This is a genomic window from Pseudomonas sp. A6 (assembly GCF_052367875.1).
Classification (GTDB): domain Bacteria; phylum Pseudomonadota; class Gammaproteobacteria; order Pseudomonadales; family Pseudomonadaceae; genus Pseudomonas; species Pseudomonas citronellolis.
In genome coordinates, this window is the sequence record NZ_CP198970.1 from 63,166 (window position 1) to 83,276 (window position 20,111).

The window sequence follows — 20,111 nt, forward strand, 5'->3', positions numbered from 1 at the left end:
CGAAGCGATACCCATCAGCGCAACCGCATGGGTTTCGCAAGCTCAACCCATCCTACGAAGAGCACCTCGGCGCAAGGCCGTTGCTCCTACGGAATGTGCCGAGGATACGACTGCCGGGCGGGCGGGAAAAGCGATAAGATCGCCCGGACATGTCAGGAAAACTCACAGGTTGAACGCCATGAGCCGCGACCTTCCCCCGCTCAACGCCCTGCGCGCCTTCGATGCCGTCGCCCGTCTCGGCGGCGTAAGCCAGGCGGCAGCCGAGCTGCACGTCACCCACGGTGCGGTGAGCCGGCAGCTGCGGCAACTGGAGGAAGACCTCGGCGTGGCCTTGCTGGCCAAGGACGGGCGCGGCGTAAAACTCACCGATGCCGGGCGCCGCCTGGGCGAGGCCAGCGGCGACGCCTTCGAGCGCCTGCGCCGTGTCTGCGCCGAGCTGCGCCAGGCTGGCGGCGAGGCGCCCTTCGTGCTCGGTTGCCCGGGCAGCCTATTGGCCCGCTGGTTCATCCCGCGCCTGGACCGCCTCAACCGCGAGCTGCCGGAACTGCGCCTGCAACTCTCGGCCAGCGAGGGCGAGCTGGACCCGCGCCGCGGCGGCGTCGACGCCACCCTGCTGTTCGCCGAGCCGCCGTGGCCGGCCGACATGCAGGTGTTCGAACTGGCCGCCGAGCGCATCGGCCCGGTGCTCAGCCCGCGCCACCCGCGCTTCGCCGAACTGCAGCGGGCCGAACCCCGGGCGCTGCTGGGCGAGGCGCTGCTGCACACCACCTCGCGGCCCCAGGCCTGGCCGCAATGGGCGCTCGCCCAGGGCCTGGACGCCGGCGCGCTGCACCTGGGCCAGGGCTTCGAGCACCTGTACTACCTGCTGGAAGCGGCGGTGGCCGGCCTGGGCGTGGCCATCGCCCCCCAGGCGCTGGTGGCCGACGACCTCGCCGCCGGCCGCCTGGCCGCGCCCTGGGGCTTCGCCGAAACCGCCGCGCGCCTGGCGCTGTGGGTGCCGGCGCGGCGCGGCGACGCCCGCGCCGAACGCCTGGCCCGCTGGTTGCGGGGCGAGTTGGCCGGCGCGGCGCGCTGAGGGCTCAGAAGTCGTACTTGGCGGTGAGCATGTAGCTGCGCGGAGTGCCGTAGGTGTCGGTGGAGCCCCAGTAGATGTCGTAGCCGATGGCCGAGTAGTAGGTGCGGTCGAACAGGTTGTCGACGTTCAACTGCAGGTCCAGGTGCTCGTTGGCACGGTAGCCGGCCACCAGGCCCGCGATGGCATAGCTGCCCTGCTCCACCCGGTAGCGGCTGCCGTCGGCGAGGTCCACGTCGTTGTAGATGCGGCTCTGCCAGTAGAGGCTGCCGCCGACGCGCCATTTCTCCAGCGGGCCCTGCAGGTGATAGAGGCTGGTGAGCTTGAACAGCCGCTCGGGGGTATCGGTGCTGAAGCGCTGGCCTTCGTTGGCCGGGTCGGCGTCGTGCTTGTAGCGCGCACGGGTGTAGGTGAAGCCGGCGCCCACCTGCCAGTACTCGCTCAGCGCGCCCTGCAGTTCCAGGTCCAGGCCCTGGCTGCGCACCAGCCCGGCCGCCTCGTAGCAGGACTCGGACGGGAAGGTCGGGCAGGCGCTCTGGTCGTCCAGCAGGCTGGCGCGGTTCTTCTGGTCGATCTGGAAGACCGCGGCGCTGGCGTTGAGTGCGCCGTCGAAGTACTCGCCTTTCACGCCGATCTCGTAGTTCTTGCCCTCGATGGGCGCGAGCAGCGCGCCGCCGGTGTCCTTCTGCGTCTGCGGCTGGAAGATGTCGGTGTAGCTGGCGTAGAGCGAATGGTGTTCGTCCAGGTCGTAGACCAGGCCGGCGTAGCGGGTGACGTTGCGCACCACCTTGTAGTCGGCGTCGCTCTTGCGGTCGTCGTACTCGTACCAGTCCAGGCGGCCGCCGAGGATCAGCTTGAGCGGGTCGGCCAGGCTGAAGCGGCCGGTGAGGTAGCTGCCTTCCTGGGTGGTGACGTCATGCGCCTTGTAGGAACGGATGAAGTCGGGTTTCGCCGCGCCGATGGGGATTATGCCGCCGCCGCTGTAGTTCTGCGTGGTGCGGTCGGTTTCGCGGCGGCTGACGCCGGCGACGATCTCGTGCTCGCGGTCGAACAGCCGCACCGGCCCGCTGGCGTACAGGTCGAAGGCGTTCTGGTCTTCGTCGTAGCGGCCCTGGTAGGCCTGGTGGTAGAGGTCCAGGGCCGTGTCGCGGCGCAGGTAGGTGCCGGAGAACAGCCCGTCCTGCGACGCCGCCATGGCGGCCAGGCGCAGCGTCCAGCCATGGTCCAGGCGGTGCTCGAGGTTGCCGAACAGGGTGTTGGTCTTCTGCTCCTTGTTCTCCCAGTCGCTGCCCGGATAGGTGGAACGCGGCAGGTCCAGGTGATGGCCGTCGACGCCCAGCGGCAGGCCGCCCCAGAACAGGTTGGTCTTGTCCTCCTGGCGCGAGAAGCCCAGGGTCAGGGTGGTGTCCTCGCCCAGGTCCGCCTCGCCGACCGTGTAGAACAGCCCGTGGTCCTGTTCTTCCTCGTCGCGGAAGCTGTCGGCGTCGCGGTAGGAGCCGACCACGCGGCCGCGCAGGGTGCCGCTGTCATTGAGCGGCCCGGAGGCGTCGAGTTCGCCGCGGTAGTCGTCCCAACGGCCGGCGGCGCCGGTCAGGCTGACCTGCGGGGCGCTGGTGGGCCGCTTGCGCACCATGTTGATCGCCGCCGAGGGGTTGCCGCTGCCGGTGACCAGGCCGGTCGCGCCACGGATCACCTCGACGCGGTCGAACATCGCCAGGTTCGGTTGCACCCCGATGGTCCAGCCCTGGTAGGCGCTGGGCAGGCCGTCGTACATCACGTTGTCGATGTCGAAGCCGCGTGCGCTGAACGAAGGGCGGCCGGGGCCGTCGGCATGGCTGAGGAACAGGCCGGGGGTGTACTGCACCACGTCGGTGATGCTGGTCATCGCCTGGTCGTCCATGCGCTGGCGCGTCATCACGGTGACGGCCTGGGGCGTCTCGCGTATCGACAGCGGCAGGCGGGTGGCGGTCTGCATGTCGCCGGTGGTGTAGGAGCCGCTGTGCTCGGTGGTGGCGCCCAGGCCCTGGCCGGTCACGGTGGTGCTGCCCATTTCCAGCGCGCTGTCGGTGGGCGCGGGTTCCACGCTGTAGGCGCCGCTGGCGGTGACCTTCAATTGCAGGCCGCTGCCGCGCAGGGCACGCTCCAGCGCCTGCTCGGCGCTCAGCTCGCCGTGGATGGCCGGAGCGCGCTTGTCGCGGACCAGGGCCGGGTCCAGGGAAATCACCTGGCCGCTCTGCCGGGCGATGGCGTTGAGCGTCTCGGCCAGGCTGGCGGCGGGCAGTTCGAAGTGCAGGCGCTGGCCGTTGGCGGCGAACGACTGCGCACTGGCGACGGCCAGGACGAGGGTGGTGGCGAAGGCGCGGGGCCAGGGTGTGGGCACGGGATTCTCCTGAGAATGTGTCTTGTTTCAGGAGTTAGGTGCGATGGCGCGAAAAAACCGGACAACCCTGCGGCAAATTTTTTCGTCCTTCACTCGCGAAGGCCGACCAGGGTCAGCCAGGGGCCATAGCGCTCGATGCGCAGCGGCAGGGTCTCGCCCAGCGCGGCGAGGGCGCGGGCCGGCTGGTCCAGCGGGAACACGCCCTGCACCCGCAGCTGCCGGGCGCGCGGCTCGACGCGGATGTAGCCGCGCAGGTACGGACGCAGTGCGTCGATCACCGCCTCCAGCGGTTCGTCGGCGACGCTCAACTGGCCGTTGAGCCAGTCGGCGCGGCGTGCCTGGCCGCGCAGCGGCTGGATGCCATCCGCCTGCAGCAAGGCGCCCTCGCCTTCGCGCAGGTCGCGCCAGTCCTGCCTGCCCGGCAGGCTGACGCGCACCGAATGCTCCAGCACCACCACGCGGGTGTCGGCGGCTTCCTGGCGCACCAGGAAGCGCGTGCCCAGCGCCCGCGCCTCGCCCTGGGCGGTGCGGACCACGAAGGGCCGCGCGGCGTCCGCGGCGACCTGCACGACCAGTTCGCCACGGCGCAGCAGGATCAGCCGCTGGCTGGCGTCGAAGGCGATGTCCACGGCGCTCTCGGCGTTGAGGTAGAGGTGGCTGCCGTCGGCCAGGACGAAGTCGCGGCGCTCGCCGGTGCCGGTGCGCAGGTCGGCCAGCAGGGCGCGCCCGGGCGTGCTGCGTGCGCCCAGCCAGAGGCCCGCGCCGAGCAGGCCGAGGCCGGCCAGGCCGCGCAGCAGGTCGCGGCGGCCGCCGTGCTGGCGCAGCAGCAGCTCGCTGGCGCCGGGCAGCCGGCGCAGTCTGTCGTAGGGGCTGCCAAGGCCGCGTTGCAGGCGCGCCCAGGCCTCGGCGTGGGCCGGGTCGCTGGCCAGCCAGGCGTCCAGCTGGCGTTGCAGTTCGGCGTCGGCGTGGCCGGCGCGCAGCCGCACCATCCAGTCGATGGCCTGCTCGCCGGCCGCATCCAGGCGCATGCCGCTCATGGCACCAGCTCATTGAGGTAGATCTGCCGCAGGGCCTGCTTCATGTAGCGGCCCACGGTGCGTTCCGACACCCCCAGGCGGTGGCCGATCTCGGCGTAGCCCAAGCCGTCGAGCTGGCTGTAGAGGAAGGCCTGCTTGACCTCCTGGGGCAGCCCGCTGAGGCTGCGGTCGACCAGGCTCAGCGCCTCCAGCAGCAGGGCGCGTTCTTCCGGCGATGGCTCCAGGGCCTCGGGCTGGCCGGCCAGGTAGTCGAGGTAGGCCTGCTCCAGGCGCCGGCGGCGGTGGCGGTCGTAGACCAGGCGGCGGGCGATGGTCGACAGGTAGGCGCGCGGTTGCTGGATGCCCTGCGGGTCGACGCGGGCGGCGAGCAGCTGGCAGAAGGTCTCGGCCGCGGTGTCCTCGCTGTCGGCGCGGTTGCCCAGGTAGCGCTGCACGTGCAGCAGCAGCCAGCGGTGGTGATCGCTGAAGAAACATTCCAGCTTGCTGGAGTAGGTGCCGGACACGGGCGTCATCCCAGGCATGCGCAAATAAGAATGCTTCGCATTCTATAGATCCCGGGCCCCGGCCGGCAATTGGCCCCTGGCGGCAATTTGCTGCACTTCCAGGGCTCGGCTAGTGTCCTACGAGGACATTCAGCACTGTGCGCCGCCGGGCGCGCTCAAGGAGAAGCCGATGTCGAACCATCACACCTACAAGAAGATCGAGCTGGTCGGGTCTTCGCGCACCAGCATCGAGGACGCCATCAACAACGCCCTGGCCGAGGCCTCGAAGTCGTTGAAGAACCTGGAATGGTTCGAGGTGGTGGACACCCGCGGGCATATCGAGAACGGTGCGGTGGGGCATTACCAGGTGACGCTGAAGGTCGGCTTCAAGATCGCCGACAGCTGACCGGCATTCGCCGCCGCGCGCCCGCGGGCCGGGGCGCCGGGGGCTTTCGGGGGCCGCCGTGGGGCGGCCGTTTCACGGGCCCAGCGGGGCCCTTCGTCCATTCGTTCAACGGAGAGCATCAGCCATGAAGAACCTGTTGTTGGCCGCCGGCCTGCTGGCCATGGCGGGCAGCGTCCTGGCCGCCGGCAAGCCGTGCGAGGAGCTCAAGGCCGAGATCGACGCGAAACTCCAGGCCAAGGGCGTCTCGGGCTACACCCTGGAGGTCGTCGACAAGGGCGCGGGTGGCGAGCGCAAGGTGGTCGGCACCTGCGAGGGCGGCAGCAAGGAGATCGTCTATTCGCGGCACTGAAGCCGCCGCGGGACCGCGAAGGGGCGCCATTGGCGCCCCTTCGTCGTTGGGCACTCTGTCGCCGCCGCGCTGTCTCTCGTTAGGATAGGGCGCCCCGTGGTGGGGCTGACGAGGGAATGCCATGACCGTGAGCAAGTTCGCCGTGCTGATGCTGGCCCTGGCCTGCGCGGGCGCCGCCCAGGCGAAGACCAAGCCGTGCGAGGAACTCAAGGCGGAGATCGAGACCAAGATCCAGTCCGCCGGGGTGACCGCCTACACCCTGGAGATAGTCACCAACGCAGAGGTGAAGGACCCGAGCATGGTGGTCGGCAGCTGCGAAGGCGGCACGCGCAAGATCATCTACCAGAAGAACGACGACTGAGCGGCGCGGCTCAGAACAGCCCGCAGTCCATCCGCCCCTGGAAATCGGTCTTGGCCACCAGCTGGCCGTTGGCGTCGGTGAGCAGCGCCAGGGCCCTGCGCAGCTGCGGGCGCACTTCCAGGCGGTAGCGCTGGCCGGGGGTGAAGTTGTCGTAGGTCAGCCACACGCGGCAGGTGATCTGCGTGGTGTTGTCGCTCATCGCCAGGCCGCCGCCGCCACCCCCGGGAATCTCGTACTGGTAGCGCACTTCCAGCTCGTGCTTGCCCGGCGGCACCTGGAAGAAGCGGCCGTCGCGCAGCACCTGCTTGTCCAGGCGCTCGGCGAGCAGGGTGTTGGCCGGCTGGGTGTAGAGGTCGACCCAGGCCAGCTGCGGGTCGTGGGCCGGCAGCGGGCCGGCGCAGGCGCTCAGCAGGGCCGGCAGGAACAGCAGCGGAAGTTTGCCCATGGCGGTGTCGCTCGAAGCGGGGAATCCGCCCAGCATACGCCCTGGGCGGCGCCGCGGCGCGTTCGCTCAGACCTTCTCGCAGCGCCCGGTGCGGCCGCGGGCGATTTCGTTGGCCTGCTGGTCGTACAGCCGCGCCCAGGGGTAGAAGCCGATGCTGCCGGTCTCCAGGCGGTAGCGCTGGCCGGCGCCGAAGTCCTTGTACTTGAGGGTCAGCTGGCAGTCGCGCCACATCGCCTCGGAAACCGCGGCCTCGGAGCCGATGTTCTGCGGCTCGACCTGGAACTGGTAGCGCACGCGCAGCTCGTGCTGGCCGGGGTCGACTTCGAAGTAGCGGGTGCTGTGCCAGGGCTGGTCGTCCACCTGCAGGGCCGAGAGGTCGCTCTGGCCGTTGGTGTCGAGGTCGATCCAGGCACGGTTGGGGTCGGGTTGCGGCAGAATCAGCGAGCAACCGCTCAGGACGAGCAGGCCGGTGGCGAGCAGCAGCGGGCGCATGGGTACACTCCAGGGTGGTCTTGTTGTGTCGGCAGCGGCGGTTAGGGGCCTGTGCTAATGTGCCGCGCATGCCCGCCCGCCTGTGTATTGCGTTTCTCGACCGCCGATTGCCCCGCTGGGTTCCCTGCCTGGCGTTCTTCCTGCTGGGCGGTTGTTCCACCGCCGGCTATTACAGCCAGTTGGGCAACGGCCAGTTGCAGTTGCTGGCGGCCCGCGAGCCGGTGGCCGAGGTGGTCGCCGACCCCGCCCGCGACGCCAGGCTGCGCCAGCGCCTGGCGCTGTCCCAGGAGGCCCGCGCCTTCGCCAGCGCCGAGCTGGCCCTGCCGGACAACCGCAGCTACCGGCTGTACAGCGATATCCACCGGCCCTACGTGGTGTGGAACGTGTTCGCCACGCCGGAGCTGTCGCTGCAGCCGCTCACCCACTGCTTCCCCATCGCCGGCTGCGTGGCCTACCGCGGCTACTACGCCGAGGCCGGCGCCAAGGCCGAGGCGCAGCGCCTGAAGGCGCAGGGCTGGGACGTCTACGTCGGCGGCGTGGAGGCCTACTCCACCCTCGGCTGGTTCGACGACCCGATCATCAGCAGCATGCTGCGCTGGGACGACCAGCGCCTGGCCGAGACGCTGTTCCACGAGCTGGCCCACCAGCGCTTCTACCTGCCCGGTGACACCGCCTTCAACGAGTCCTACGCCAGCTTCGTCGAGCAGGAGGGCGGCCGCCGCTGGCGCGCCTTCCGCGGCCTGCCGCCGGAGCAGGCCAGCCGCGTGCGCCAGCGCGAAGGCTTCACCCGCCTGGTGCTGGACACCCGCGAGCGCCTGAAGGAACTCTACGCCCGCGACCTGCCCGAAGCCGACAAGCGCGCCGCCAAGGCCGCCGAGTTCGAGCGCCTGCGCCGCGACTATCGCGCGCTGTGCCAGCGCGAATGGGCCGGCAAGTGCCCCTACGACGCCTGGGTGAACGGCCCGCTGAACAACGCCAAGCTGCTGCCATTCGGCCTCTACGACCAGTGGGTGCCGGCCTTCGCCACCCTGCTGCGCCAGGTCGGCGGCAACTGGCCGGCGTTCTATGCGCGGGTCGAGAAGCTCGGCGCGCTGCCCGCGGAAGAGCGCCAGGCGGCGCTGGAGCGACTGAAAACCGGCGAATTCGTCAGCCTGCGCTAGGCTCACCCGTAAAGAGTCGATTTTTTGACTTCGCGCGGGCCGCCATGGCCCCCCTGCCCCGGGTCAACGGGCATGGAGGTGCGCCATGGGCTTCGTCCATCGCGCCTTGGCCTGCCTGGGCCTGCCGTTGCTGGTGGCCTGCGCCGCCGGGAGCTACCAGGAGCAGTTGCACGAGGGCCAGCGGGAAGTGCTGGCCAACGCCCTGCCGGTGGCCGAGGTGCTGGCCGACCCCGGCACCGACGCGCGCACCCGGCGCCTGCTCGCCGCCGCCGTGGCCGCCCGCGACTTCGCCAGCCGCCACCTGGACCTGCCGGACAACGCCAGCTACCGCCGTTACGCCGACCTGGGCCGGGACTACGCGGTGTGGAACCTGTTCGCCACCGACGAATTCTCCCTGCGGCCGCGCGACCGCTGCTTTCCCCGCGCCGGCTGCGTCAGCTACCTCGGCTTCTACGATCCGCATGCCGCCCGGCGCGCGGCGGCCGAGCTGCAGCGCCAGGGCCTGGACACCTGCATAGGCGCGGCCGCGGCCTTCACCATTCCCGGGCGCGAGGATGCGCCCATCCTCAGCACCATGCTCGGCGACGAGGCGCACCAGGCCGAGCTGATCTTCCACGAGCTGGCCCACCAGCGCCTGTACCTGCCCGGCGACAGCGCCTTCAACGAATCCCTGGCGGTCTTCGTGCAGCGGGAGGGGCTGCGCCAGTGGCTGGCCTCGCGCGGGCAGCCGCTGCCGACGGAGACGGGGCCACGGCAGCGCGAGGAGCTGGCGGCCCTGGTGCTGGCGACGCGGGCGCGGTTGCAGGCGCTCTACGCCAGCGGCCTGCCGCCGGAGGCCATGCGGGCGCGCAAGGCCGCCGAGTTCCAGCGCCTGCGCGAGGACTACCGGCAACTGGTGGCGCGGCGCTGGGGCGGCAAGGGTTTGTTCGACGGCTGGATCGACGGGCCGCTGAACAACGCCACGCTGCTGCCCTTCGCGCTCTACGACCAGTGGGTGCCGGCCTTCGCCGCGCTGTACCGCCAGGTCGACGGCGACTGGCCGGCGTTCTATGCCCAGGCCGCAAGGCTCGGCGCGCTGCCCGCGGCGCAGCGGCAGGCGGCGTTGGAGCAGCTTGCGGATGGGCGGTTTCGGTGGTTGTGAGGCATGCCTGCGCCTAGGCGATCTTCGTAGGATGGGTTGAGCTTGCGAAACCCATCGGGCCGGGGTGATGGGTATCGCAAGCTCAACCCATCCTACGATGGTGTTTCTCCTGTACCTGTAGGAGCGCGCCCTGCGCGCGAAATCGCGGGCAGGGCCCGCTCCTACCCTGCGGACGGGCACGGCTTCTCGTAGGAGCGAGGGGGACGCCTAGTTCTTGCTCGCGAACAAATGTGGTGCCATGCGGTTCGCGAGCGAGCTCGCTCCTACGAAGAGCGGTTCGGTGCGGCCTGTAGGACAGTTGTTCTCAGTCCGCCGCATCCGGGGCGTGCAGCGGCAGGTCCAGTTGCACGCGGCGGCGCAGCCAGGGGCTGGGGCGGTAGCGCGGTTCGCCGTAGCAGGCCTGCAGGCCCTGGAGGATGGTGAGGATGCGCGCCGCGCCGTAGTGCTCGCCGAAGGCCAGCGGGCCGAAGGGGTAGCCCAGGGCCAGTTGCACCGCGCGGTCGAGGGTCACCGGGGTGGCGATGCCGCGCTGGGCGATCTCGCAGCCCAGGTTGACGATGCTGGCGATCACCCGCTGGGTGACGAAGCCGGCGGAGTCGTTGATCACTTCCACCGGCACGCCGTCGGCGCCCAGGGCCTGGCGCGCCTGGGCCTCCAGCTGCGGGTCGAGGGCCGGCTGGCGCATCAGCACGCGGCGCTTGTCGAGGTCGCCGAAGCTTTCCAGGGCCAGGCTGCGCTCCGCCGGCAGGCCGAGGGCGTCGATGCGGGTGCTGGCGTCTTCCCCCAGCGGGGTGACCAGGCAGATGGCTCGGGCCGAAGGCGCCTCGGCGCTCTCCAGCACCAGCCCGGCCTGGATCAGCAACTGGCCAACGTGGTGGCGCAGCTCCGGGTCCTGGCTGTCCAGCCAGAAGGGCCGGTCGAGCAGCACCGGCTCGGGCTGCGGCTCCGGCTCGCGCAGCGGCTGGCCGTCGCGGTAGCGGTAGAAGCCCTCGCCGCTCTTGCGCCCGAGCAGGCCGGCGGCCACCCGCTGCGCCGCCAGCGGTGAGGGCAGGTAGCGCGGGTCTTGGTAGAACTGCTGGTACAGCGATTCCATCACCGCGTGGGAGACGTCCAGCCCGGTCAGGTCGAACAGTTCGAAGGGCCCCATGCGGAAGCCGGCGCCGTCGCGCAGGATGCGGTCGATCTGCGCGGCGCTGGCGATGCCCTCGCCGAGGATGCGCAGGGCCTCGGTGCTGTAGGCGCGGCCGGCGTGGTTGACGATGAAGCCGGGGCTGTCCGGGCTCACCGCCGGGAAATGCCCGGCCTGCTCGGCCAGGCGCGAAAGGCGCGTTATCACTGCCTCGTCGGTGCGCTGGCCGCGCACCACCTCGACGATGCGCATCAGGGGCGCCGGGTTGAAGAAGTGGAAGCCGGCCACCCGCTCGGGGCGGCGGCAGCGCGCGGCGATGCGGGTGACCGACAGCGACGAGGTGTTGCTGGCCAGCACCGCGTCGTCCGCCACCCGCGCCTCCAGCTCGGCGAACAGCGCCTGCTTGGCGCCGAGGTCTTCGACGATGGCCTCGACCAGCAGGTCGCAGCCGGCCAGCTCGTCGAGGCTGTGCGCCGCTTGCAGGCGCTGCAGGGTGGCGGCCAGGGCGTCGGCGCCGAGCTTGCCCTTGGCGGCGGCGCGCTCGAGCAGCTCGCGGTTGAAGTCCAGGGCCTGCTGGATGCTCTCGGCGCGGCTGTCGTAGAGCTGCACCGGCACCCCGGCGCTGGCGAACAGCTGGGCGATGCCGCGGCCCATGGCGCCGGCGCCGATCACGCCGATGCGGCGGAACGCGGGAAGGTTGCTGGCTGGCATGGACGTGGCGTCCCCGTCTGGCTGGCTTGTCTTCACCTTAGTCGCTGGGGTCACGGCGTGGGGTTCCGTCGTGCCTCCAGGTCGCGCAACTGGCGGCGGAGCATCTTGCCCACCGAGGTCTTGGGCAACTCGTCGAGAATCTCGACGAAGCTCGGCACCTTGTAGCCGGTGAGGTGCTCGCGGCAGTGGGCGATGATCGCGGCGGCGTCCAGGGCCGGGTCGCGCAGGCTGACGAACAGCTTCACCGACTCGCCCTTGCGCGCGTCCGGCACGCCGATGGCGATGCACTCGCGGATGCCCGGGTGGCGCATCACCGCGTCCTCCACCTCGTTGGGGAAGACGTTGAAGCCCGACACCAGAATCATGTCCTTCTTGCGGTCGACGATCTTCAGCAGGCCGTTGGCGTCCTGCAGGGCGATGTCGCCGGTGCGCAGCCAGCCGTCGGCGTCCAGCACCTGGGCGGTTTCCTCCGGGCGGCCCCAGTAGCCACGCATCACCTGCGGGCCGCGCAGGCACAGCTCGCCGGGGACTTCCAGCGGGCACTGGTTGCCCTTCTCGTCGACGATGCGCACTTCGGTGTCGATCAGCGGCTGGCCGACGAAGCCCTCGCGGTAGGGCGTCAGCCGGGTGTTGGTGCACACCACCGGCGACGCCTCGGTGAGGCCGAAGCCCTCCAGCACCGGGGCGCCGGTGAGCGCCTGCCAGCGCCGGCCGACTTCCAGGTTCAGCGGCGCGCCGCCGCTGGTCACCCATTTCAGGTGGCTGAAGTCCAGGCTGGCGAAGGCCGGGTGGTTCATCAGCCCGACGAACAGGCTGTTCAGCCCGCTGAGCAGGGTGAAGGGGTAGCGGCGCATGGCCTCGATGATCTCATTGAGGTTGCGCCCGTCGCGGATCACCACGGTGTGCAGCCCCATGGCCACGGAGCTGAGGCAATTCGTGGAGAAGGCCATGATGTGGTACAGCGGCAGCGGGGCGATGCGCACGTCGCTGGCCGGGTCGAGCAGGCCCGGGCGCATGAACAGCTCCAGGGTCTGGATGACGTTGGCCAGCAGGTTGTAGTGGCTGAGCATGGCGCCCTTGGAAACCCCGGTGGTGCCGCCGGTGTACTGCAGCAGCGCCAGGCGCTCCAGGCCCGGCTCGGCGTCCAGCGGCGAGGCCCCGGCGCCCAGGCGCAGGGCCTGCATGAAGCGCGTGGCGTCGGGCTCGTCGCAGGCGTACTGCGGCGCTTGCATGTCTTCCACCGAGGTCAGCAGCACCTGGCGCACCGCGCTGTCGCCCTGGACCTTGCGCAGCAGCGGCAGCAGGCGGTCGAGCAGCAGGATGGCCACGGCGCCGGAGTCGCGCAGCTGGTGGCTCAGCTCGCCGGCGGTGTACTGCGGGTTGGTGTTGACCAGCACCAGCCCGGCCTTGAGCGCGCCGAAGGCGGCGATGGGGTACTGCAGGGAGTTGGGCAGCATCAGCGCCAGGCGCTCGCCGGGTTGCAGGCCGGCGCAGTGGCGCAGGTAGCGGGCGAAGGCGTCGGCCTGGCGCTCCAGCTCGGCGAAGCTCAGGCAACTGCCGGCGCAGGAGAAGGCCGGGCGCTCGGGGTGTTCGCGGCTGGCGTCGCGCAGCAGGTCGTGGACGTTGCGGTAACCGCGCGCGGCGAATTGCGCGGCGACATGGCTTTCGGCAGTGACGGGCATTGTCACCCTCCATCAGTGAATTGTTATTCTGCTCTGCGAAACATGATGTCGAAATCGATGGTATGCGATAGCCTTTGCCTGTGCAACGGCCCGTCGCCCTGCTGTCCGCGGCATGCCGATCTGCTATCGTTCGCCCGCGCCGGACGCCGCTCCGGCCCTTATTTCCCCCATAGCCGAGGCAGCATGAGCGACGATTTCGAAGACTCCAGCGCACCCAAGGACCGCAAGTTCGTCGAGGCCCTGGCCCGCGGCCTGGACGTGCTGCGCGCCTTCACCCACGGCTCGGTGGTGCTGGGCAACCAGGAGATCGCGCGGATCACCGGCCTGCCCAAGCCGACCGTGTCGCGCATGACGTACACGCTGACCAAGCTCGGCTACCTCAGCTATTCGCAGCAGCACGAGAAGTACCAGCTGGATTCCGGCGTGCTCGCCCTGGGCTACGCCTACGTGTCGAACCTGCGCGTGCGCCAGTTGGCCAAGCCCTACATGGACGCCTTCGCCCGCCGCACCAACACCACCGTGGGCCTGACCTGCCGCGACTGGCTGTCGATGATCTACGTGGAGAACTGCCGGCCGCCGGAGGCTACCTCGCTGCGTATGGACGCTGGTGTGCGCTTGCCGTTGGCTACCACTGCAGCGGGTCGTGCCTACCTGGCGGCGACTCCGGAGCAGGAGCGGGAGCATTTGCTGCAGGCCCTCGAAGCTCGCCATGAAGGCGATTGGGCGGCCATGCGTGCGTCGCTGGAGCGTTCCTTCGAGGAATATCGCGAGCATGGTTTCTGCCTGTCCCTCGGTGATTGGGACCGTAACGTGCGTGCGGCTGGTGTGCCGTTGCGGCTGGCCGATGGGGGGCTGATGGCGCTGACTTGTGGTGCGCCGTCGTTTCAGTTGAGTGAGGAAACGCTCAAGGGGTCGTTGGCCCATGAGTTGGAGATGCTGGCGCGGGATATCGAGAGCCTGGGGGCCTGAGGCGGGTTCGCGAGCAAGCTCGCTCCTACAAGGGGTGGGTCTGGTGGTGTTGGTGCTCGGGCTTTTCCCTCACCCCAGCCCTCTCCCAGAGGGAGAGGGGGCCGTCTGTGCCGGCTGGGAGTGGGGTTTCAGCCGGAAATGCTAGGGTTCTCGGCTGACTCCAATCTTCCCGCACACACCAAACGGTCCCCTCTCCCTCCGGGAGAGGGTTAGGGTGAGGGGGCCGCAGGCCTGCTCTGCGCCACCTCCATCAATTCCGCATGGGCCTTCGAGTCACGGGCTTCCCTCACCCCAGCCCTCTCCCAGAGGGAGAGGGAGCTGTCCGTGCCGGCTGGGAGTAGGGTTTCAGCCGGAAACGCCTGGGTTTCCGACTGACTCCAACCTCCCCCCACACGCCAAACGGTCCCCTCTCCCTCCGGGAGAGGGTTAGGGTGAGGGGGCCGCAGGCCTGCCCTACGCCACCTCCATCAACCCCGCATAAGCCTTCAGGTGATGGTCGTCATCGCCCAACTGGTGACCCAGCATCACCAGCCGCTTGGCATGGTGTGCCAGCACGTATTCCCAGGTCATGCCGATGCCGCCGTGCAGCTGGATCGCCTGCTCGGCGATGTAGCGCCCGGCGCGGGTGACGATGAACTTGGCCGCCGCCAGGGTGCGGCTGCGCTCGGCGCTGTCCGGCTGGTCCGCCACGCAGGCGGCGAGGATGGCCATGGACGTGGCCTGCTCCAGCTCGCTGCGCATGTCCACCATGCGGTGCTGCAGCACCTGGAACTTGCCGATGGGCACGCCGAACTGCTTGCGCGTCTTCAGGTAGTCGAGGGTCAGGGCGCAGGCTTCCTGCATGCTCCCCAGGGCTTCGGCGCACTGCGCGGCGATGGCGCGGCCCTGCTGGTAGCGTAGCGCCGCCAGGGTTTCGCCCGGAACGCCGACGGACTCGGCCACCGCGCCGTCGAGGAACAGCTCGCAAGCCTTCTGCCCGTCGATGGTCGGATAGGCACGGCGCTGCACACCGGGTTGTTGCGGATCGACCAGGAACAGGCCGATGCCCGCCTCGTCCCGCGCGTTGCCCGCTACCCGCGCCGAAACCAGGATCGCCGTGGCGCTCTGCCCGCCGATCACCACCGCCTTGCGGCCGCTGAGCTTCCAGCCGTCGCCTGCCTTCTCCGCGCGGGTCTGCACGTCGTGCAGCTGGTAATGGCTCTGCGGCTCTTCCAGGGCCACCGCCAACTGCGCCTCGGCGCTGGCGATGCGCGGCAGCCAGCTTTCCTTCTGCGCTTCGCTGCCCAGTTGGGCGAGCAGCCCGCCGGCGTGCACCACCGATTGCAGGTAGGGCTCCAGGCACAGGCCGCGGCCCAGTTCGGTGAGCACCAGCAGGCTGTCCACGCCGCCACCGAAGCCGCCGTAGGCTTCCGGTAGCGACACCGAGGTCAGGCCCAGCTCGCCCAGCTGGCGCCAGAAGCCGGCGCTGTAGCCCAGCTCGCTGTTGCCGAAGCCCTCGCGCCTGTCGAAGGCGTATTCGTCGCGCACCAGGCGCGCCGCGGTGTCCTGCAGCATCTGCTGCTCTTCGCTGAGTTTGAAGTCCATGCTCACGCCCTCACAGCTCGAGAATCATCTTCGAGACGATGTTCTTCTGGATTTCGTTGGAGCCGCCGAAGATCGACAGCTTGCGCAGGTTGAAGTACTGGCTGGCCGGCGCGCTGGCGTAGTCGGCGTGCAGCGGCTCGGCGCCCAGCTCGAATTCTTCTTCGAGGAAGGGCAGCGCGTAGGGGCCGATGACCTTGCGCAGCAGGTGGCTGATGGCCTGGCGGATCTCGGTGCCCTTGACCTTGAGGATCGAGCTTTCCGCCCCCGGCACGCCGCCTTCGCGGGCGGCGGCGAGGATGCGCAGGGTGCTCATCTCGATGGCCATCAGCTGCATCTCCACCTCGGCCACCTGGGCGCGGAACAGCGGGTCTTCCAGCATCGGCCTGCCGTCGCACAGCTCGCGGCTGGCCACGCGTTTCAGGTGCGCCAGCACTGCCTTGGACGCGCCTATGCCGGCCAGGCCGGTGCGCTCGTAGGTGAGCAGGTACTTGGCGCAGGTCCAGCCTTCGTTCTCGCGGCCGACCAGGTTCTGCACCGGCACCTTCACGTTGTCGAAGAAGACTTCGTTGACCTCGTGCTCGCCGTCCAGGGTGATGATCGGCCGCACGGTGATGCCGGGGCTCTGCATGTCGATCAGCAGGAAGCTGATGCCGCGCTGCTGCTGGGCCTCCGGGTCGGTGCGCACCAGGCAGAAGATCCAGTCGGCGTGCTGGCCGAGGGTCGTCCAGGTCTTCTGGCCGTTGACGATGTAGTGGTCGCCGTCGCGCACCGCGCGGGTCTTCAGCGACGCCAGGTCGGAGCCGGCGCCCGGCTCGGAGTAGCCCTGGCACCACCAGTCGGTGCCGTCGAGGATGCGCGGCAGGTAGTGGGCCTGCTGCTCGGGCGTGCCGAACTTGATGATCACCGGGGCGACCATGTTCACGCCGAAGGGGATGGTGCGCGGCGCGCCGAAGGCTGCGCATTCCTCCTCGAAGATGTGCTTCTGCACGGCGTTCCAGCCGGTGCCGCCGAATTCCACCGGCCAGTGGCTGGCGTACCAGCCCTGCTCGCTGAGGGCGCGTTGCCAGCGCTGGTGGTCCTGTTTGTTCAGGTGCTTGCCCAGGCGCACCTTGCTGGCGATGTCGGCCGGCAGACTGGCCTGGAGGAAGGCGCGGACTTCGTCGCGGAAGGCCAGTTCGTCGGGGGTGAAGTGGATGTCCATGGCGGTTCCTTAGAGGTCGGCGAAACGGCGGCCTTCGGCCACCAGGCGTTCGAGCAGCGGCGCCGGTTCCCACCAGGCGCCGAAGCGCTGATGGAATTCGCGGATGCGTTGCAGTACGTGGTCCAGGCCCAGGCGGTCGGCGTGGAACAGTGGGCCGCCGCGCCAAGCGGGGAAGCCGTAGCCGTTGAGGAAGATCAGGTCGACGTCGCTGGCGCGCTGGGCGATGCCCTCGTCGAGGATGCGCGCGGCCTCGTTGACCAGGGCGAAGAGGCAGCGCTCGACGATGTGCTCGGCGCTCACCGGCTGGCGAGTGATGCCGCGGGCAGCAGCGGCTTGCTCCAGCATGGCCGGCAGCGCCGGGTTATCCTGCGGGGTGCGCGAGCCTTGCGGGTAGAGGTAGAAGCCGGCGCCGGTCTTCTGCCCGAGCATGCCGGCGGCGAACAGGTGGTCGAGCACCGTGGGCAGCGTCTGCCCGGGCTCGAGGCCGGGGCGCTGGCGCTCGCGGATGGCGTGGCTGATGTCCAGCCCGGAGAGGTCGCGCACCGCCAGCGGGCCCATGGCCATGCCGAAGTCGCGCAGGGCGGCGTCCACCTGGGCCGGGCTTGCGCCCTCCTCCAGGAGGAACTCGGCCTGGCGGCCGTACTGGAAGATCATGCGGTTGCCGACGAAGCCGTCGCACACGCCCACCGCCACCGCGACCTTCTTCAGGCGCTTGCCCAGCTGCATGGCGCTGGCCAGCACTTCGGCGGAAGTCTCGCGGCCGCGCACCACTTCCAGCAGGCGCATGACGTTGGCCGGGCTGAAGAAGTGCAGGCCGACCACGTCCTGCGGGCGCCGGGTGAAGGCGGCGATGGCGTCGAGGTCCAGCGACGAGGTGTTGCTGGCGAGGATGGCGCCGGGCTTGCACACCGCGTCCAGGCGCTCGAAGACCTGGCGCTTGACCTCCAGGCTCTCGAACACGGCTTCGATCGCCAGGTCCACGTCGGCCAGCGCGGCGTAGTCGAGCACGCCCTGGATCAGGCCCAGGCGTTTTTCCATCGCGTCGCTGGAAAGGCTGCCGCGCTCGACGCTGGCCTGGTAGGTGGCGCGGGCGCGTTGCAGGGCGCGGTCGAGGGCGGCGCCGTCGACTTCCAGCAGCTTCACCGGGATGCCGACGTTGGCGAAGCACAGGGCGATGCCCACGCCCATGGTGCCGCCGCCGATCACCGCGGCCGTGCGCACTTCGCGCACCGGGGTGTCGGCGGGCAGGCCGGCGATCTTCGCCGCTTCGCGCTCGGCGAAGAAGGCGTGGATGAGGGCGGCGCGCTGCGGCGACTCCAGGCATTCCTGGAACAGTTCGCGCTCGCGCTTCAGGCCCTCGGCCAGGGGCAGGCGGCTGGCGGCTTCCACCGCCGCCACGCAGCGCAGCGGGGAGAACAGGCCGGGCATGCGCTTCTGCACCTCGGCGTGCTTGGCGGCGATCAGCGCGGCGTCGCCTTGTACCTGGCGCTCGCCGCTGCGGCGCGGGCCGCGGCCCTCGTCCAGCAGGCGGCGGGCGTAGGCCAGGCCGGTTTCGGCCAGGTCGCCGTCGACGAGTTCATCGAGGATGCCGTATTCCAGGGCCTGCGGGGCTTTCACCGGGTTGCCGGAGACGATCATCTCCAGCGCCCGTGCCACACCGGCCAGGCGCGGCAGGCGCTGGGTGCCGCCGGCGCCGGGGAGCAGGCCGATCTTCACTTCCGGCAGGCCGACCTGGGCGTCGGCCCGGGCGATGCGGTAATGGCAGGCCAGGGCCACTTCCAGCCCGCCGCCCAGGGCGGTGCCGTGGATGACTGCCACGCTGGGCTTGCTGGAGGCCTCGATGGCTTCCACCACCTCGGGCAGCGAGGGCGCCTGCGGCGGCTTGCCGAATTCCTTGATATCCGCCCCGGCCATGAAGGTGCGCCCGGCGCACACCAGCACCACCGCGCGCACGGCGGCATCCGCCTCGGCCTCGCGGAAGGCCCGCAGCAACCCGGCGCGCACCGCCAGGCCCAGGGCGTTGACCGGGGGATTGTCGACCTTGATCAGGGCCACGTCGCCGTGACGTTCGACCTGCACTACCTCGGACATGCTCAGCGTCTCCGTTGTAATTGTGGTTTTTAACGGAATTATGTTTCGCTGTGCAGAATATAAAGATCACTGGGGGTTGTCGAGGGTGTTGTGCTCTCGTAGGAGCGAGCTTGCTCGCGAACGGATTTCCGGCCGGGCCTATGGTGTTTGTTCGAAGAGCGCCCTCTCCCCAGCCCTCTCCCTGAAGGGAGGGGGGGCAGTCCGTGCCGAGAGAAGTGATGGTTTCAGCCGGAAACCGCTGGCGCTGCCGGCTAACTCAGGAATGCCCAAGCACTCCGAACGGTCCCCTCTCCCTTCAGGGAGAGGGTTAGGGAGAGGGAACGGAGTCAAGCCATGGCGCCGAGGCAGCCGGGAGGTACCGTTCGCGAGCAAGCTCGCTCCTACGAGAGCGTAGAGCGTAGAGCGCAAAGCGCGGGGTGTTGGAGCGGCGGGCGAAACGCAGACAAAAAAAGACCGCTCTCCCCTGCCTGAATCTGGAAAAGCGGTCTGTAAGCGAAAGAAGTCGTGGAAATGCCGTTATAGCCCCCGGCCATTGCAGCTTGTTTACAGGCGAAAAAAAGCCGCGCCCTTGCGGGGCGCGGCTTCTTCAAAGGTGCGGTCGGCTATCAGAAGGCCGGAACCACGGCACCCTTGTATTTCTCCAGGATGAACTGCTTCACCTCGGGGCTGTGCAGGGCGGCGGCCAGTTTCTGCATGGCGTCGCTGTCCTTGTTGTCCGGGCGGGCTACCAGGATGTTCACGTAGGGCGAGTCCGAGCCCTCGATGGCCAGGGCGTCCTTGGTCGGGTTCAGCTTGGCTTCCAGGGCGTAGTTGGTGTTGATCAGCGCCAGGTCGACCTGGCCCAGCACGCGCGGCAGGGTCGCGGCTTCCAGTTCACGCACCTTGATGTTCTTCGGGTTGTCGGTGATGTCCTTCGGGGTGGCGGTGATGCTCTTCTCGTCCTTGAGCTTGATCAGGCCGGTCTTGGCCAGCAGCAGCAGGGCGCGGCCGCCGTTGGTGGCGTCGTTGGGGATCACCACGGTGGCGCCGGAGGGCAGCTCGTCGAGCTTCTTGTACTTGCTGGAGTAGGCGCCCAGCGGCTCGATGTGCACGCCGGTGACGGCCACCAGGCTGGTGCCCTTGGACTTGTTGAACTCGTCCAGGTACGGCTGGTGCTGGAAGAAGTTGGCGTCCAGGCGCTTCTCGGCCACCTGGGTGTTGGGCTGCACGTAGTCGGTGAATTCCTTGACCTTCAGCTCCACCCCTTCCTTGGCCAGGATGGGTTTGACGAAGTTGAGGATTTCCGCGTGCGGCACCGGGGTGGCGGCCACGCTGAGGGTTTCGGCCGCGTGGGCGCCGGTGATCGACAGCGCCGCAGTGGCGGCGAAGGCGGCAAGCAGTTTCTTCATGGATCGCTCCTTTTGGGATTTTCCTGTGGCC

The 20,111-nt window shown here is 69.5% G+C and carries 18 protein-coding genes; 7 read left to right on the forward strand and 11 right to left on the reverse strand.

Annotated elements, in window-relative coordinates; translation table 11 throughout:
• Positions 1–178 precede the first annotated feature (178 nt).
• Entirely contained in the window at positions 179–1,075 is an 897-nt protein-coding gene (locus tag ACTWJ5_RS00280) for a LysR family transcriptional regulator (RefSeq protein ID WP_074980804.1), read from the forward strand.
• A gap of 4 nt (positions 1,076–1,079) precedes the next feature.
• On the opposite strand, the gene ACTWJ5_RS00285 is transcribed toward ACTWJ5_RS00280, so the two are convergent.
• From ACTWJ5_RS00285 to ACTWJ5_RS00295, 3 genes are all read right to left on the reverse strand, one after another.
• The gene (locus ACTWJ5_RS00285) at positions 1,080–3,236 is read right to left on the reverse strand and encodes a TonB-dependent siderophore receptor (protein ID WP_444439699.1); all 2,157 of its coding nucleotides are present in this window, start codon (positions 3,234–3,236) and stop codon (positions 1,080–1,082) included.
• Positions 3,237–3,541: 305 nt separating this feature from the next.
• Positions 3,542–4,489, reverse strand: a complete 948-nt coding sequence (locus ACTWJ5_RS00290; protein ID WP_074980805.1) for a FecR family protein — start codon at positions 4,487–4,489, stop codon at positions 3,542–3,544.
• Positions 4,486–5,001 (reverse strand): sigma-70 family RNA polymerase sigma factor, encoded by a 516-nt coding sequence (locus tag ACTWJ5_RS00295; protein ID WP_174672436.1) that lies wholly within the window; start codon positions 4,999–5,001, stop codon positions 4,486–4,488. The genes ACTWJ5_RS00290 and ACTWJ5_RS00295 overlap by 4 nt, the downstream gene beginning before the upstream one ends.
• A gap of 160 nt (positions 5,002–5,161) precedes the next feature.
• Here ACTWJ5_RS00295 and ACTWJ5_RS00300 point away from each other — a divergent pair, with 160 nt between their 5' ends.
• The 3 genes from ACTWJ5_RS00300 (at position 5,162) to ACTWJ5_RS00310 (ending at position 6,087) form a co-directional block, all read left to right on the forward strand.
• Positions 5,162–5,377, forward strand: a complete 216-nt coding sequence (locus tag ACTWJ5_RS00300) for a dodecin (RefSeq protein WP_009614515.1) — start codon at positions 5,162–5,164, stop codon at positions 5,375–5,377.
• 124 nt (positions 5,378–5,501) lie between these two features.
• On the forward strand, positions 5,502–5,726 hold the full coding sequence (locus ACTWJ5_RS00305; protein WP_253407659.1) for a DUF1161 domain-containing protein: 225 nt from the start codon (positions 5,502–5,504) through the stop codon (positions 5,724–5,726).
• Between the two features lie 148 nt (positions 5,727–5,874).
• Positions 5,875–6,087, forward strand: coding sequence for a DUF1161 domain-containing protein (locus ACTWJ5_RS00310; protein WP_099049091.1), 213 nt, complete (start codon positions 5,875–5,877; stop codon positions 6,085–6,087).
• Positions 6,088–6,097: 10 nt separating this feature from the next.
• On the opposite strand, the gene ACTWJ5_RS00315 is transcribed toward ACTWJ5_RS00310, so the two are convergent.
• Both ACTWJ5_RS00315 and ACTWJ5_RS00320 read right to left on the reverse strand, forming a co-directional pair.
• Positions 6,098–6,532, reverse strand: coding sequence for a PA0061/PA0062 family lipoprotein (locus tag ACTWJ5_RS00315; protein WP_444437249.1), 435 nt, complete (start codon positions 6,530–6,532; stop codon positions 6,098–6,100).
• 66 nt (positions 6,533–6,598) lie between these two features.
• A complete protein-coding gene (locus tag ACTWJ5_RS00320) occupies positions 6,599–7,024 on the reverse strand; it encodes a PA0061/PA0062 family lipoprotein (protein WP_043270085.1) in 426 nt (141 codons plus the stop codon).
• 68 nt (positions 7,025–7,092) lie between these two features.
• Between ACTWJ5_RS00320 and ACTWJ5_RS00325 the strand changes: the two genes are divergently transcribed.
• Positions 7,093–8,184 carry an aminopeptidase gene (locus ACTWJ5_RS00325; RefSeq protein WP_009614525.1) on the forward strand — a complete coding sequence of 364 codons (1,092 nt, stop codon included), beginning with the start codon at positions 7,093–7,095 and terminating at the stop codon, positions 8,182–8,184.
• An 85-nt stretch (positions 8,185–8,269) separates the two neighbouring features.
• A complete protein-coding gene (locus ACTWJ5_RS00330) occupies positions 8,270–9,325 on the forward strand; it encodes an aminopeptidase (RefSeq protein WP_444437250.1) in 1,056 nt (351 codons plus the stop codon).
• A 304-nt stretch (positions 9,326–9,629) separates the two neighbouring features.
• On the opposite strand, the gene ACTWJ5_RS00335 is transcribed toward ACTWJ5_RS00330, so the two are convergent.
• Complete coding sequence (locus ACTWJ5_RS00335; RefSeq protein WP_116426161.1) at positions 9,630–11,165, reverse strand: 3-hydroxyacyl-CoA dehydrogenase; 1,536 nt, start codon at positions 11,163–11,165, stop codon at positions 9,630–9,632.
• 50 nt (positions 11,166–11,215) lie between these two features.
• Positions 11,216–12,847: an AMP-binding protein gene (locus tag ACTWJ5_RS00340; protein WP_444437251.1), complete on the reverse strand. Its 1,632-nt coding sequence runs from the start codon at positions 12,845–12,847 to the stop codon at positions 11,216–11,218.
• A gap of 183 nt (positions 12,848–13,030) precedes the next feature.
• Here ACTWJ5_RS00340 and ACTWJ5_RS00345 point away from each other — a divergent pair, with 183 nt between their 5' ends.
• The gene (locus ACTWJ5_RS00345) at positions 13,031–13,816 is read left to right on the forward strand and encodes an IclR family transcriptional regulator (protein ID WP_069862838.1); all 786 of its coding nucleotides are present in this window, start codon (positions 13,031–13,033) and stop codon (positions 13,814–13,816) included.
• 453 nt (positions 13,817–14,269) lie between these two features.
• Here ACTWJ5_RS00345 and ACTWJ5_RS00350 read toward each other — a convergent pair whose 3' ends face one another.
• The 4 genes from ACTWJ5_RS00350 to ACTWJ5_RS00365 form a co-directional block, all read right to left on the reverse strand.
• Positions 14,270–15,400, reverse strand: coding sequence for an acyl-CoA dehydrogenase family protein (locus tag ACTWJ5_RS00350; protein WP_444437252.1), 1,131 nt, complete (start codon positions 15,398–15,400; stop codon positions 14,270–14,272).
• Between the two features lie 10 nt (positions 15,401–15,410).
• Positions 15,411–16,601 (reverse strand): acyl-CoA dehydrogenase family protein, encoded by a 1,191-nt coding sequence (locus tag ACTWJ5_RS00355; RefSeq protein ID WP_444437253.1) that lies wholly within the window; start codon positions 16,599–16,601, stop codon positions 15,411–15,413.
• A gap of 9 nt (positions 16,602–16,610) precedes the next feature.
• On the reverse strand, positions 16,611–18,692 hold the full coding sequence (locus ACTWJ5_RS00360; RefSeq protein WP_444437254.1) for a 3-hydroxyacyl-CoA dehydrogenase NAD-binding domain-containing protein: 2,082 nt from the start codon (positions 18,690–18,692) through the stop codon (positions 16,611–16,613).
• A 605-nt stretch (positions 18,693–19,297) separates the two neighbouring features.
• Positions 19,298–20,080, reverse strand: a complete 783-nt coding sequence (locus tag ACTWJ5_RS00365; protein WP_444437255.1) for a MetQ/NlpA family ABC transporter substrate-binding protein — start codon at positions 20,078–20,080, stop codon at positions 19,298–19,300.
• Positions 20,081–20,111: the final 31 nt, after the last annotated feature.

Excerpts from the sequence above, each read along its gene's own strand:
- ACTWJ5_RS00310 (WP_099049091.1), top strand. The coding sequence starts at position 5,875 with ATGCTGGCCCTGGCCTGCGCGGGCGCCGCCCAGGCGAAGACCAAGCCG.
- ACTWJ5_RS00365 (WP_444437255.1), bottom strand. The coding sequence starts at position 20,080 with ATGAAGAAACTGCTTGCCGCCTTCGCCGCCACTGCGGCGCTGTCGATC.
- ACTWJ5_RS00290 (WP_074980805.1), bottom strand. The coding sequence starts at position 4,489 with ATGAGCGGCATGCGCCTGGATGCGGCCGGCGAGCAGGCCATCGACTGG.
- ACTWJ5_RS00360 (WP_444437254.1), bottom strand. The coding sequence starts at position 18,692 with ATGTCCGAGGTAGTGCAGGTCGAACGTCACGGCGACGTGGCCCTGATC.
- ACTWJ5_RS00315 (WP_444437249.1), bottom strand. The coding sequence starts at position 6,532 with ATGGGCAAACTTCCGCTGCTGTTCCTGCCGGCCCTGCTGAGCGCCTGC.
- ACTWJ5_RS00350 (WP_444437252.1), bottom strand. The coding sequence starts at position 15,400 with ATGGACTTCAAACTCAGCGAAGAGCAGCAGATGCTGCAGGACACCGCG.
- ACTWJ5_RS00335 (WP_116426161.1), bottom strand. The coding sequence starts at position 11,165 with ATGCCAGCCAGCAACCTTCCCGCGTTCCGCCGCATCGGCGTGATCGGC.
- ACTWJ5_RS00340 (WP_444437251.1), bottom strand. The coding sequence starts at position 12,847 with ATGCCCGTCACTGCCGAAAGCCATGTCGCCGCGCAATTCGCCGCGCGC.
- ACTWJ5_RS00320 (WP_043270085.1), bottom strand. The coding sequence starts at position 7,024 with ATGCGCCCGCTGCTGCTCGCCACCGGCCTGCTCGTCCTGAGCGGTTGC.
- ACTWJ5_RS00305 (WP_253407659.1), top strand. The coding sequence starts at position 5,502 with ATGAAGAACCTGTTGTTGGCCGCCGGCCTGCTGGCCATGGCGGGCAGC.
- ACTWJ5_RS00280 (WP_074980804.1), top strand. The coding sequence starts at position 179 with ATGAGCCGCGACCTTCCCCCGCTCAACGCCCTGCGCGCCTTCGATGCC.
- ACTWJ5_RS00345 (WP_069862838.1), top strand. The coding sequence starts at position 13,031 with ATGAGCGACGATTTCGAAGACTCCAGCGCACCCAAGGACCGCAAGTTC.
- ACTWJ5_RS00300 (WP_009614515.1), top strand. The coding sequence starts at position 5,162 with ATGTCGAACCATCACACCTACAAGAAGATCGAGCTGGTCGGGTCTTCG.
- ACTWJ5_RS00295 (WP_174672436.1), bottom strand. The coding sequence starts at position 5,001 with ATGACGCCCGTGTCCGGCACCTACTCCAGCAAGCTGGAATGTTTCTTC.
- ACTWJ5_RS00330 (WP_444437250.1), top strand. The coding sequence starts at position 8,270 with ATGGGCTTCGTCCATCGCGCCTTGGCCTGCCTGGGCCTGCCGTTGCTG.
- ACTWJ5_RS00325 (WP_009614525.1), top strand. The coding sequence starts at position 7,093 with ATGCCCGCCCGCCTGTGTATTGCGTTTCTCGACCGCCGATTGCCCCGC.
- ACTWJ5_RS00355 (WP_444437253.1), bottom strand. The coding sequence starts at position 16,601 with ATGGACATCCACTTCACCCCCGACGAACTGGCCTTCCGCGACGAAGTC.